General features: G+C 64.4%; 8 protein-coding genes. 4 read left to right on the top strand and 4 right to left on the bottom strand.

Features of this window, described 5'->3' with window-relative positions:
* The first annotated feature begins 67 nt into the window (after positions 1-67).
* The gene (locus tag ACPFMA_RS13655; RefSeq protein WP_009406992.1) at positions 68-847 is read left to right on the top strand and encodes a TSUP family transporter; all 780 of its coding nucleotides are present in this window, start codon (positions 68-70) and stop codon (positions 845-847) included.
* Here ACPFMA_RS13655 and nudC read toward each other — a convergent pair.
* Together nudC and ACPFMA_RS13645 are read right to left on the bottom strand one after the other, a co-directional pair.
* Entirely contained in the window at positions 815-1,645 is an 831-nt protein-coding gene (gene nudC / locus ACPFMA_RS13650; RefSeq protein WP_064301311.1) for an NAD(+) diphosphatase, read from the bottom strand. The genes ACPFMA_RS13655 and nudC overlap by 33 nt on opposite strands.
* 27 nt (positions 1,646-1,672) lie before the next feature.
* On the bottom strand, positions 1,673-2,485 hold the full coding sequence (locus ACPFMA_RS13645) for a crotonase/enoyl-CoA hydratase family protein (RefSeq protein ID WP_009406988.1): 813 nt from the start codon (positions 2,483-2,485) through the stop codon (positions 1,673-1,675).
* A 151-nt stretch (positions 2,486-2,636) separates the two neighbouring features.
* Between ACPFMA_RS13645 and nhaB the strand changes: the two genes are divergently transcribed.
* Positions 2,637-4,139, top strand: a complete 1,503-nt coding sequence (gene nhaB / locus ACPFMA_RS13640) for a sodium/proton antiporter NhaB (RefSeq protein WP_420056575.1) — start codon at positions 2,637-2,639, stop codon at positions 4,137-4,139.
* 111 nt (positions 4,140-4,250) lie between these two features.
* Here the strand turns inward: nhaB and ACPFMA_RS13635 are convergent, their stop codons facing one another.
* On the bottom strand, positions 4,251-6,716 hold the full coding sequence (locus ACPFMA_RS13635) for a UvrD-helicase domain-containing protein (RefSeq protein ID WP_425930512.1): 2,466 nt from the start codon (positions 6,714-6,716) through the stop codon (positions 4,251-4,253).
* A gap of 121 nt (positions 6,717-6,837) precedes the next feature.
* Positions 6,838-7,908, bottom strand: coding sequence for a sigma-54 interaction domain-containing protein (locus tag ACPFMA_RS13630; RefSeq protein WP_420056577.1), 1,071 nt, complete (start codon positions 7,906-7,908; stop codon positions 6,838-6,840).
* Positions 7,909-8,204: 296 nt separating this feature from the next.
* Here ACPFMA_RS13630 and ACPFMA_RS13625 point away from each other — a divergent pair, with 296 nt between their 5' ends.
* Entirely contained in the window at positions 8,205-10,463 is a 2,259-nt protein-coding gene (locus ACPFMA_RS13625) for a TonB-dependent receptor (protein WP_420056578.1), read from the top strand.
* 9 nt (positions 10,464-10,472) lie between these two features.
* The gene (locus tag ACPFMA_RS13620; RefSeq protein ID WP_425930511.1) at positions 10,473-12,047 is read left to right on the top strand and encodes an alkaline phosphatase D family protein; all 1,575 of its coding nucleotides are present in this window, start codon (positions 10,473-10,475) and stop codon (positions 12,045-12,047) included.
* Positions 12,048-12,432 lie beyond the last annotated feature (385 nt).

Here is a 12,432-nt window from a genome sequence, read left to right as displayed (position 1 = left end):
ACAGGCGTACCATACCCGCTTCCGGCGAGCCCTTCTCGCCAGCCCCTGTCGCACAAGAAATCCCCCCATGCCCTTCGAACTCAGCGTTGATCTCACCACCCTCGCCATCCTCGCCGCAGTCGCCTTCGTTGCCGGTTTCATCGATGCCATCGCCGGCGGTGGCGGCCTGCTCACCACGCCCGCCCTGCTGACCGCCGGGATGCCACCGCACCTGGTACTGGGCACCAACAAGCTCAGCTCCACCTTCGGCTCGGCCACCGCCGGCTTCACCTACTACCGACGCAAGCTGTTCCACCCGGCACAGTGGAAACATGCGCTGCTGGGCACCCTGGTCGGCGCCCTGATCGGTGCAGTGGTCGCCCATTACCTGCCGGCAGAATGGCTGAACAAGATGCTCCCGGTGATCGTCTTCGCCTGCGGCGTGTACCTGCTGTTCGGCGGCACGCCCAAGGCGCCGCTGGATGCCGACGTACCGATCAAGAAGAAATGGCAGTTCCCCCAGGGCTTCACCCTGGGCTTCTATGACGGCGTGGCCGGCCCTGGTACCGGCGCTTTCTGGACCGTCAGCACCCTGCTGATCTACCCCATCGACCTGGTCAAGGCCAGCGGTGTGGCGCGCAGCATGAACTTCGTCAGCAACGCGGCGGCGCTGTCGGTGTTCATCTTCTCGGGTCAGGTGGATTGGCTGGTGGGGCTGTCGATGGGCTCGGCGCTGATGGTCGGCGCCTTCTTCGGCGCCCGAACCGCCATCAGCGGCGGTTCGAAGTTCATTCGCCCGGTGTTCATCACCGTGGTCCTGGCGCTGACCGTGCGCCTAGCGTGGCAGCACTGGTTCGGCCAGGCCTAGGCGACGCGCCACGTAGAGGTCGATCAGGTAGCGGGCAATGGAGCGCCCGGCGGGCAGCGGCGGCAAGGCGTCGACACGGAACCACCGGGCATCCTCGATCTCGTCCGGCTGCATGACGATCTCTCCGCCCGCATACTCGGCATGGAAGCCGAGCATCATCGAATGCGGGAATGGCCAGCACTGGCTGCCCACGTACTGGATGTTCTGCACTTCCAGCGCCACTTCCTCGCGCACTTCCCGCACCAGGCAATCCTCCGCCGACTCCCCCGGCTCGGCAAAGCCCGCCAGGGTGCTGTAGACGCCGGTGACGAAGCGAGGTGAGCGAGCAAGGAGGATCTCGTCGCCACGGGTCACCAGCACGATCATGCTCGGCGAGATGCGCGGGTAGCTGCGCAGGTCGCAGGGCTCGCAGTACATGGCGCGCTCCCGCGGGACCTGGGTCATCGCCTGGCCGCAACTGCCGCAGAACCGGTGCTCGCGGGCCCAGGTGGCGATCTGCGCGGCATAGCCGAGGATCTTGTAGGTGTCGAAATCCCCTTCCAGCATGAACTGGCGCAGCCCGCGCCAACTGCAGCCGGGCAGCGCCTGGGCGCCGTGCAGCTCGACCAGGTAGACCGGCTGCCCGTCGTAGTGGCCGATACCGTGCTCGAAGCGGATGTCCGGCTCCTGGCGCTTGAACCAGTCGCGCGGGAACAGCGCGCCATTGGCGTCCACCATGAATCCTTCGGCGCTGCGCACGACCACCAGGCCGCCGCTGACATTCGTATCCAGTACCGCAGTGGTCCAACGCGCTGACATCATCGATTCCTTAGCGAAGCCCGCCGGTCAATCGGCGAACTCCGGCTTCTGTTTGCTCATATGGGCGGCCACGGCCACCCGCAGATCGGTGGATTGCAGCATGGCGGCGTTCCAGGTGGCGATGTACTCGAGCCCGTCGTCGATCCGGTGATCGCGCATATAGCTGAGCATCTCCTTGGTGCCGGCCACGGCGATCGGGGATTTTCCCGCAATTTCGGCTGCGATGGCAAAGACTCCGTCGAGCAGCGCACCATGATCATCATAGGTACGGTTGACCAGGCCGATGCGCTGCGCCTCTTCGGCACCGATGGTGCGTCCGGTGTAGGCCAGCTCGCGCAGCACGCCGTCGCCGATGATACGCGGCAGACGTTGCAGTGTGCCGACATCGGCGGCCATGCCCATGTCGATTTCCTTGATGGAGAACTGCGCATCGCTGGCCGCATAGCGCATGTCGCAGGCCGAGACCAGGTCGATGGCGCCACCGATGCAGTAGCCCTGGATCGCCGCCAGCACCGGCTTGCGGCAGTTGTCCACGGCGTTGAACGAGGCCTGCATCTCGAGGATCTTGCGCCGCAGCAGGCGCGCGTTGCGACCGACATCCTTGCCCAGCTCGTTGGCCAGCGAGGCCAGCATCATCAGGTCGATTCCCGAGGAGAAATGCTTGCCGGCACCACTGATTACCACCACCCGCGCCTCGTCGGTCTCGTCGATCCACTGGAAGATCTCGACGATCTCGCGCCAGAAGGCGGCGTTCATGGCGTTGATCTTTTCCGGACGGTTGATCTGGACGTGGACGATATGGTTCGACAGCTCGACCTTGAACGCGGTGTAGTCGGTCATGGCGGCACTCCTTGAGCGGCGGATGTAGGAAGCTTCGGACTATATCCCACCCGACACACCGCGCTTGTGCCAAAAGCGGGACTGGAGCTGTTGATATTGCCCGGTACTTGCGGCACCGTGCGCAGGTCTTTGAATCATCAGGAAACATTTCATGCCACGCTCCCTGACCAGCGCCCTGGCCCACAACTTCCTTGGCCAGTCGCCGCGCTGGTACAAGGCCACGGTCGGCCTGTTCCTCGTGCTCAATCCGCTGTTGCTGGCGACCCTTGGCCCGGTGGCTACCGGCTGGGTGCTGGTGGTGCAGTTCATTTTCTTCCTCGCCATGGCCCTCAAGTGCTACCCGCTGATGCCGGGCGGTCTGTTGCTGGTCGAGGCGCTGCTGCTGGGGCTGGCAACGCCCGAGGCGCTGTACGAAGAGTTGCAGCACAACTTTCCGGTCATCCTGCTGCTGATGTTCATGGTGGCAGGTATCTATTTCATGAAGGACCTGCTGCTGTTTTCATTCTCACGTATTTTGCTAGGTATTCGATCCAAGGCACTGTTATCTCTGGCTTTTTGTTTCCTTTCTGCATTCCTTTCCGCGTTTCTCGATGCCCTCACCGTCACCGCGGTGATCATCAGTGCGGCGGTAGGTTTCTACGGGGTCTACCACCGGGTCGCCTCCGGCAACGACCCGCGCAGCGAGACCCAGATCGACATCGACCACCAGCTTCCCGAACTGGCACGGGAAGACCTGAACCAGTTCCGCGCCTTCCTGCGCAGCCTGCTCATGCATGGCGCCGTGGGCACCGCGCTGGGTGGCGTCTGCACCCTGGTCGGTGAGCCGCAGAACCTGCTGATCGGCCATGAGATGGGCTGGCACTTCCAGGATTTCTTCTTCAAGGTCGCCCCGGTTTCGCTGCCGGTACTGGTAGCGGGCCTGGTCACCTGCGTACTGCTGGAGAAGCTGCGCTGGTTCGGCTACGGCACCCGGTTGCCGGACAACGTGCGCCAGGTGCTGGCTGCCTACAGCGCCGAAGACGATGCCCAGCGCACGCCGCAGCAGCGCGCGGCCCTGCTGGTACAAGGCATCGCCGCGCTGATATTGATCGTCTGCCTGGGGCTGCATGTGGCCGAGGTCGGGCTGATCGGATTGCTGGTGATCGTGCTGATCACCGCCTTTACCGGGATCACCGACGAGCATCGCCTGGGCCGGGCGTTCCAGGACGCCATGCCGTTCACCTCGCTGCTGGTGGTGTTCTTCGCGGTGGTCGCGGTGATCCACCAGCAGCAATTGTTCACCCCGCTGATCCAGTGGGTGCTGGCACTGCCGGCGGAACAGCAACCGGGGATGCTGTTCATCGCCAACGGCCTGCTGTCGGCGATCAGCGATAACGTGTTCGTCGCCACCATCTACATCACCGAGGTGAAGCAGGCGTTCCTCGATGGCAGCATGAGCCGCGAGCATTTCGAGACCCTGGCGGTGGCGATCAACACCGGGACCAACCTGCCAAGCGTGGCGACACCCAATGGGCAGGCAGCGTTCCTGTTCCTGCTGACCTCGGCGATTGCGCCGCTGGTGCGACTGTCCTATGGGCGGATGGTGTGGATGGCGTTGCCTTACACCGTGGTCATGGGTGGATTGGGGTGGTGGGCAGTGACCTACTGGCTCTAAGAACCAAGCCTTGAAGAACGACGCGGACCCTGTGGGAGCGGGTTCACCCGCGATTACGATGGTGAAGTCACCGATGCAATCGCGGGTGAACCCGCTCCCACAGAGTACGCGTTACCCGCGCAGATCCTCGAAGAACACCTTCTTCCCATCCACCTGCAGCGAAGCCCGGGGCTGCCCGGCCTGATCAGCGCCGGGCTTCTCCACGTGCCAGTAGCAGTAGCGCACCGCCCGGGTAATCGCCACATAGGCCAGGCGCAGGATCTCCTCCTTCTGCGCCGTATCGAACGCTTCCGGGTCGCCGCTCTTGCCCAGCCCGGCCAGGCGATACACCTGGTTCTTGTACGGCGAACGGGTCACATACTGGCAATCACCAAGCATGAACACCGCATCCGCCTGCAGGCCCTTGGCACTGTGGTAGGTCAGTTGCTTCAGTCGGCGCTGCCCATGAGGCAAGCTAGAATCCACATTAACTACAGACTGAATATGATTTGAAATCAGTGATTTATCCACACTTCTTCGAAACAGGATCATGACCGAGTCACCCCGGTTGTAATGCTCGATCACCTGCTGCGCCAAGGCTGCCTCATCGCGCTCCTGCACCTGCACCGGCCAACACTCTCCAGCCGCCGGCCCCATGGCCCTGGCCTTCTTCCCGGCAATGGACGGCGCCGAGCGGACGACATGCTCCGCCGCATCGATGATGTACTGATGGCTGCGGTAGTTGTCGGTGAGCATCACCCGGGTGGTCGATGGCGCGACGAAGGCCTTGGCGAACTCCATGAAGTATTTCGGCGAGCTGCCCCGCCAGCCATAGATCGACTGCCAGTCATCCCCCACGCAGAGCAGCGAGGAATGCTGCGCCGCACGGCCGGCATGCAGGTCCGGGCCGCGACGGCGGATCTCCCGCAGGCTGGCGCGGATCCACGAGACGATCTGCGGCGAGACATCCTGGAACTCGTCGATCATCAGGTGCGCCATCGGCCGCAGCAGCGGGTCCGGGAGCAGGCGCAGGTTCTCCGGGTTGTTCTCGCCGAACAGGGCGAACATGCGGTTGTAGGTCATCACCGGCGGCGACTGGTCCAGCAGATGCTCCTCCAGGGCCTTCCAGTACAGGCTCAGGGCTTCGAAGAACAGTGCGTCGGTATCGCCCTGCGGGAAGCTCATGCCTTTCACCGCGACGCTGACGTCCAGCCCGAGGTTCTCGATAAACCCCGCCGCCCCGACAAAGGCATCCAGCAAGGGCATGGCGGCCAGCTCACCCTTGACCTTGTAGTCGAAGCCCGGGCCGGCCACCGCGTCGCCAGCCAAGGAAGCGGTGAGACGCCTGGCCTCGGCATAATTTCCCAACCAGATCACAGGCTTATCGCAGAAAGCTTGAAACAGGGTGCGCTTGATCACCCACTCCGCCCACACCGGCAGCTTGGCGCCTGGGCGCTTGTAGTTCTGGTTCTCGCCCGGGTCGAAGCCGAGCACCACCCAGGCATCCAGCTCGGCGATATGGCCATGGAAATGGAAACGGCTGCCATTGATCTCGACGGTCTCGCGGCTCGGCTCGATGCCCTTGATCGGCCAGGCGCCAGCCCTGAACCAGAGATCCTCGATGGTGTCGCACAATTCCTCGTCGCGGCTGGCAGAGAGCTGGGTCACGGCGACACGCTTCTGCACGTCCGGGTGATCCTTCTCCAGCGCCTTGAGCTGCACCGCTTCGCGGCGCAGCCCGGCGATCAGCTCGGCGAAGCGCGGGCTGGCGCGCAGCAGGTCGCGGTAGCAGAGGTTGAGCTGCTGGCGCTGGGCATCGTTGATGCGCAGGTCGAAGGGGTTGCTCTCGGCATCGGCTTCGGCGCCCGTGGGCAGTTCGCTGCCGAGGGTCTCGAAGGCCCGTACCTGGCTGAAGCCCGGCAGGCTGCGCACCAGCGGCAGGATCCGCGAATGGAAGGTGCGTACCAGCTCCCGCGCCTGTACCGGGCTCAACGGCACCTGCCACTGGCTGAAGACCTGCAACAAGCGACTGATGAAGTCCTTGCGCGACTCGCGGGTGAAGGTCACCACGGTCATGGCGTCCAGCTCGTAGCCCAGGTACTGGCGCAGCAGCAGGATGCGCAATACCAGCGAGGTCGACTTGCCCGCCCCTGCACCGGCGATCACGCAGGTGGACGGGGTGTCGCTGAAGATCATCTTCCACTGCGCCGCACTGGGCTGCGCATGGGCCGGCAGACGCGCAGCAACATCCGCCTTGAAACGCTTCTTCAGCTCCGCTGTCAGCGGCAGGCGCCAGTCGTCGAACAGGGCGTCGTCGAGGCCCGGTACGCCATGTTCCTCCGCACGGGTATCACGGATCACCAGGACCTGGCGGCCGGCCTCGTAACCGACCGCGTGACCCTCATCGAAGCCTTCGCGCAGGCCTTCGGCGTGACCGGTGCGCTGGCCGGTGGCGTGGCCGAGGAACCAGGAATCGCGATGCTGCGCCCGCAGGCGGTTCAGGCCGCGACCGAGCAGGCGCGCGGTCAGGCGCCTGAGCCACGGCAGCTGGGCTGGCGGGGTGAGATCCTGGGGTTGCGGGGGAAGCTTTTCTGACACACCGACTCCGGCTGAACGAACACACAAGCCGGACGTTGTACCCCATTCGAGCCTGATGGGACAGGGCTGATTGTCTGTTGAATCAGGGGATTAGCGCACAGAGCGGAGAAACCCTGGCAGATCAGGCGCGCCCCTTGAGCAGGCCGTGGTTGACCAGCAGGGTACGCACGGCATTGCGCGTGATACCGAGCAGTTCGGCGGTGCGCAACTGGTTGAAGCCACAGTGGGCGAAGGCCTCGCGCACGATCAGGTCCTCGATATCGTTGAGCAGCGAATCGCCGGGGGTCTCGAACAGCCTGAGCAGTTGTTCGCGGATCACCTCCTGCGGCAGTTTGCTCACTGCGCCCGAGGCAGCGGACAAGGCACTGAGCCCGGCAGAGAACTTCAAGTGCTCCGGCCGTATCGGCTTGTCCCCGGCCACCAGCAGGGCCAGGTGCACGACGTTCTCCAGCTCGCGGATGTTCCCTGGCCATGGATAGTCCAGCAGTGCCTGGGCGGCAGACTCGGAAAGTATCGGTTCGGCGATCTTCAGGCGGGCGCTGTACAGCGCGCGGAAGTGCTCCACCAACGGCAGGATGTCCAACGGCCGCTCACGCAGGGGAAGCACCGCGACCTGGGCGACATTGATGCGGTAGAACAGGTCAAGGCGGAAATTCCCTGCCTCCACCGCCTGTTCCAGGTTGACGTTGGTCGCGGTCACCAGGCGGATATCGATCTTCACCGGTTTGCGTGAGCCGACCCGCACCACCTCCTGCTCCTGCAACACCCGCAGCAGCTTGACCTGCAGGGGCAAGGGCAGGTCGCCGATCTCGTCGAGGAACAGGGTGCCGCCGTCCGCCTCCTCGAACCAGCCAGCGCGGCGACCCGTTGCACCGGAGAAGGCCCCGGCCTCGTGACCGAAGAATTCGCTTTCGGCGAGGGTTTCGCTGATGGCGCCGCAGTTCACCGCGACGAACGCACCGCTGCGCCCGCTGGCGGCATGGATATAGCGTGCGACCAGTTCCTTGCCGGTGCCCGTCTCGCCATTGATCAGCACCGGCGCCTCGCTTGGCCCGACCCGCTGCAGGTACTCCAGCAACTGCCGCGAGCGCGGGTCGGCGAAGACCAGCGCCTTGGCGCGGATCGACAGCGGGTCCTTGGCGCCACTGGGCAAGGTCAGAATCGGGTTCGGCTGTCCCTGAAAACCGCTCATGGCAAATACGTCCCGGTGTCGAAATAGGAAAGCGGTCACTCTACCGCCCGCTCGCTTATAGCCAGAAATATTAAAAAGGCATTAGAAAATAACCTTTTACCCAGGTTGCTGGTTCTGCAACAAACTGCTCCGGCGATTGCTGGATATCCACCGCGACGCACCTCCAGCTTGTGTTGACTGTCATGAAAACGTAATGAAACCGGGCGATTCGACTGATGGCACAACGCTTGCTATCGCCCTGCCTGCTTACTCTTCACAGAGCGGCCCTTATTTGCATTTCTCAAGGGACACCCGCCATGCGCACAACACTTCGCAACAGCCTTCCATTCGGTCGTCACGCCTTGTTCGCCAGCGCCTCGCTGCTGGCCGGCACCGTCGCCCAGGCCGCCGAGCAACCGACCACGGCCCTGGCCTCGGTCACCGTCACCGCCCAGCGCCACGAGGAATCGGCCCAGGACATCGGTCTTGCGGTCACCGCCCTTAGCGGCGAGGCCCTGCAGGAAAAAGGCGTGACCAACGTCAACCAGCTGCAGAACTACGTGCCCAACCTGGATATCGCCCCGCAGTACGGCAGCGGCAACCCGCTGTTCCGCATCCGCGGCGTGGGCCTCAAGGACTACGGCAGCAACAACACCTCCACCGTCGGTGTGTACCTCGACCAGGTGGCGCTGCCCTACCCGATCCAGACCCAGGGCCAACTCTTCGACCTGGAGCGGGTCGAGGTGCTGCGCGGCCCGCAAGGTACCCTGTACGGGCGCAACAGCACTGCCGGGGCGATCAACTTCATCACCAACAAGCCGACCCGCGAGCTGCACGGCGGCCTCACCAGCAACTACGGTTCCTATAACGCCAGCAGCGTCGAGGGCTTCATTTCCGGCCCCGTCAGCGACACCCTGCGCGCACGCCTGGCCTTCATCACCGAGCAAGGCGGCGCCTGGCAGGACAACCGCGATACCGGGCAGAGCCTCGGCGACAAGGACACCACCTCGCTGCGCGGCCAGCTGGACTGGGACGCCAGCGACGCGATCAACTTCAACCTCAGCGTGCATGGTGGCAAGGACCAGTCCGACAGCCGCGGCTCGTACCTCTACCAGGGCCTCAAGCCCAACGCCACCTATGGCTCGCGCTACAGCACCATCGCCCCGGAGAGCAATGGCAAGAAGACCGGCTGGGGCCTGACCCAGGGCTTCGCCAACCTCACCGGCCTGTCGGTCAAGGACAAGCCGCACCGCGACAACGACAACACCGGCTTCGCCCTCACCGGCACCTTCGACCTGGACGACCACCTGAGCATCACCAGCATCACCTCCTCGGACCACTTCCGCCGTCGCGAGTACATCGACTGGGACGCCTCGGTGATCCCGCAGTCCGACGAGTACTTCGACTCCCAGGTCGAGGTGTTCTCCCAGGAGCTGCGCCTGGCCTCCCACGACAACGAGCGTTTCAACTGGCAGACCGGCCTGTATTTCGCCAAGGACCGCCTCGACGAGGAGTTCTATTCCGACTTCAGCGCCAACCTCGGCTACGGCACCTACACCTCCTACCAGCAGCGCTCGCAGACCTGGGGCCTGTTCGCCCAGGGCGACTACCGCCTGACCGACGACCTCAAGCTGATCGTCGGCCTGCGCCAGGAAAAGGAAAAGCGCGAGCTGGATGACTTCAGCACCCGCCGCATCCTGGTCAACAACGGCGCCTACAACCTTGGCGCCAGCACCTTCCCCGCTGCCGACAGCGACCTGGACAGCAATTCCACCTCCTGGAAACTGGGCCTCGAGTACCAGCTGACCCCATCGACCCTGCTTTACTCGACGGTCAGCCGCGGTATCAAGTCAGGTGGCTTCACCGCCTACAACTCCAGCTACGTCGAGCAGATCGCCCCGGTCAAGCCGGAGAAACTGCTGGCCTACGAAGTGGGCTTCAAGAGCGACCTGAGCGACACCCTGCGCCTCAATGCGGCGGCCTTCTACTACGACTACCGCGACCAGCAATACCAGTCCCAGGTATGGATCAGCCAGCAGGTTGGCAACGTCGGACGCCTGGTCAACATTCCCAAATCGAAGATCTACGGTTATGAGCTGGAACTGCAATGGCAGCCGCTTGCCGGCCTGACCATCGGCCAGTACTTCGGTACCAAGAAAGGCAAGTACATCGACTACCAGGGCTTGAACAGCACGGCCACCCGCGCGGTGGGCTTCGCCTATCCGGTGTACACCGACTTTTCCGGCTCCAGCCTGACCAACTTCCCCGAGACCAGCTACGGCGGCCAGGTCGAATATGCCTGGGAGATTCCCGGCTTCGTCCTCAGTGCGCAGAGCGACTACTCCTACCACGACAGCATCGCCGGCAGTAACGGCACCACCACCGAAGCCTACTGGCTGGCCAACGCCCGCCTCGGCCTGACCCCGGTGAATGGCAACTGGTCGGTGGCGCTGTGGGCACGCAACCTGTTCGACAAGAAATACGACCTGTACCACGGCTCGTTCCTCTCCAACGCCCAGATGGCCACGCCCGGCGACCCGCGTACCGTGGGCGTCCAGGCCAGCTATAAATTCTGAGGAGCGCCCATGACCTCCGACTTCAGCCGCCGCCAGGCCCTGCGCCTGCTGGCGGGGGCAGCCGCGGCGCCCCTGCTGCTGCGTTATGGCCGCGCCCTGGGCGGGATCGCCTCGCCTTTCCTGCTCGGGGTCGCCAGCGGCGATCCCTGGCCCGACGGCTTCGTCATCTGGACCCGGCTCAGTGCCGGCCTGCCTTACCCGGGCAATGAACTGGAACTGCCAGCCAGCGTGCCGGTGGATTGGGAAGTCGGGCTCGACCCGGACTTTCGGCGTATCGCCCAGCGCGGCCACACCCAGGCCCTGGCCGTCAATGGCCATGCCGTGCACGTGGCGTTGCGGGGCCTGCCCCCTGGCCGCGAGTACTGGTACCGCTTTATCGCCTTGGGCGAACGCAGCGAAGCCGGACGCAGCCTGACCCTGCCGGTGCTTGACGCCCGCCCGGACCGCCTGCGCCTTGGCGTGGCGTCCTGCGCCAACTACGAACGCGGGCTGTTCAGTGCCTACCGGCATATGGCGGACGAGCATCCGGACCTGGTGCTGTTTCTTGGCGACTATATCTACGAATATAGCAACGCCCCGGATACCCCCGGGCTGGCCCGCGCCTACAACGCCCCGGAGGCCACCGACCTGGCCGGTTACCGCTATCGCTATGCGCTGCACCGCACCGACCCGGACCTGCGCCGCCTGCATGCCGCCGCCCCGTGGATCGCCACTTGGGACGACCATGAGGTGCAGGACGACTATTCCCAGGTCTACTCCAAGGACCCGAAGATCAGCGTCGAGCGCTTCCGCCTGCGCCGGGCGGCGGCCTACCAGGCGTTCCTGGAAAACATGCCGCTGCGCCGCCCGTCCCTGGGCAGCAATGGCGGGCCACGAATCTACCGGCGATTCCGCTACGGCGACCTCGCCGCGCTACCGGTGCTGGACGGTCGTCAATACCGCTCCAGACAGCCCTGCTACCAGGCGCCGGCGTTCGGCAAGGGGCATATGGAAGGAGAAAGCTGCCTCGACCTGCGTGATCCACAGCGCACCCTGCTCGGTTTCGAGCAGGAGCGCTGGCTCTACGACGGGCTGCGCCGTGGTGACAGCCGCTGGAACCTGATAGCCCAGGACCTGCTGGTCGCACCGTTGCGGGCGCAACGGCCCGGCGACGACGAGGCCCGCTACTGGACCGACACCTGGGACGGCTACCAGGCGGCCCGCGGGCGCCTGCTGGAGAACCTGCGCGACAGCCGGGTGGCCAATCCGGTGGTGCTCAGTGGCGACTACCATTCCTTCTGGGCCAATCACCTGCACGAGCGGCCGGAGGACCCGGACTCACGGGTGGTGGCGGCGGAGTTCGTCGGGACGTCCATCACCTCCAACGGCCCGAGCTATGAAGCGGTGCAGTCGATCCTGCCGGACAACCCGCAGATACGCTTCTATGACAGTCGCCCGCGCGGGTACCTGGCACTGGACCTGCACAGGGACCGGCTGGAAGTGCGGATGCAGGCGATCTCAGACCGGATGGACCCGGCGGCCAGCGTTTCGACCTTGAAACGCTTGGTGGTGGAGAGTGGAAGTTCGCGGATCCAGGAAGCCTGAGGTCCTCGCGGCATGGGTATCTACACATCTTTTGAGGTAAGAAGGTCCGTCGGTAGATCGCATCAGGGCTGGCAGGTGCTTGTCATGACTTGTCCAGCGCCCTTGAGATCGAGCGCCGCCCGCGCGGCGCATCGCCGGCAACGCCGGCTCCCACATAGCCTTTGGATGTTCGGCGATCTACCGCGGGGAGACTGTTGGGTTCGACACGGTATCGCGTCGTACAAGCAAGGCGATCACTATGGCCTGTCAGGCATAGGTACGTTGCAACAAAATGTGGGAGCCGGCGTTGCCGGCGATGCGCCGCGCGGGCGGCGCTCGATCTCAAGGACGCTGAAGATCTATCGGCTTGCGCCTGGTGCGCCATAACGCGGTTCTATGACCGGCA

Source organism: Pseudomonas sp. NyZ201, assembly GCF_049860765.1.
GTDB classification, from domain to species: domain Bacteria; phylum Pseudomonadota; class Gammaproteobacteria; order Pseudomonadales; family Pseudomonadaceae; genus Aquipseudomonas; species Aquipseudomonas bharatica.
The sequence above is the reverse complement of the archived record's forward strand: the minus strand, read 5'-3'. Positions and strand labels throughout refer to the sequence as shown.

Excerpts from the sequence above, each read along its gene's own strand:
- ACPFMA_RS13655 (WP_009406992.1), top strand. The coding sequence starts at position 68 with ATGCCCTTCGAACTCAGCGTTGATCTCACCACCCTCGCCATCCTCGCC.
- nudC (WP_064301311.1), bottom strand. The coding sequence starts at position 1,645 with ATGTCAGCGCGTTGGACCACTGCGGTACTGGATACGAATGTCAGCGGC.
- ACPFMA_RS13645 (WP_009406988.1), bottom strand. The coding sequence starts at position 2,485 with ATGACCGACTACACCGCGTTCAAGGTCGAGCTGTCGAACCATATCGTC.
- nhaB (WP_420056575.1), top strand. The coding sequence starts at position 2,637 with ATGCCACGCTCCCTGACCAGCGCCCTGGCCCACAACTTCCTTGGCCAG.
- ACPFMA_RS13630 (WP_420056577.1), bottom strand. The coding sequence starts at position 7,908 with ATGAGCGGTTTTCAGGGACAGCCGAACCCGATTCTGACCTTGCCCAGT.
- ACPFMA_RS13625 (WP_420056578.1), top strand. The coding sequence starts at position 8,205 with ATGCGCACAACACTTCGCAACAGCCTTCCATTCGGTCGTCACGCCTTG.
- ACPFMA_RS13620 (WP_425930511.1), top strand. The coding sequence starts at position 10,473 with ATGACCTCCGACTTCAGCCGCCGCCAGGCCCTGCGCCTGCTGGCGGGG.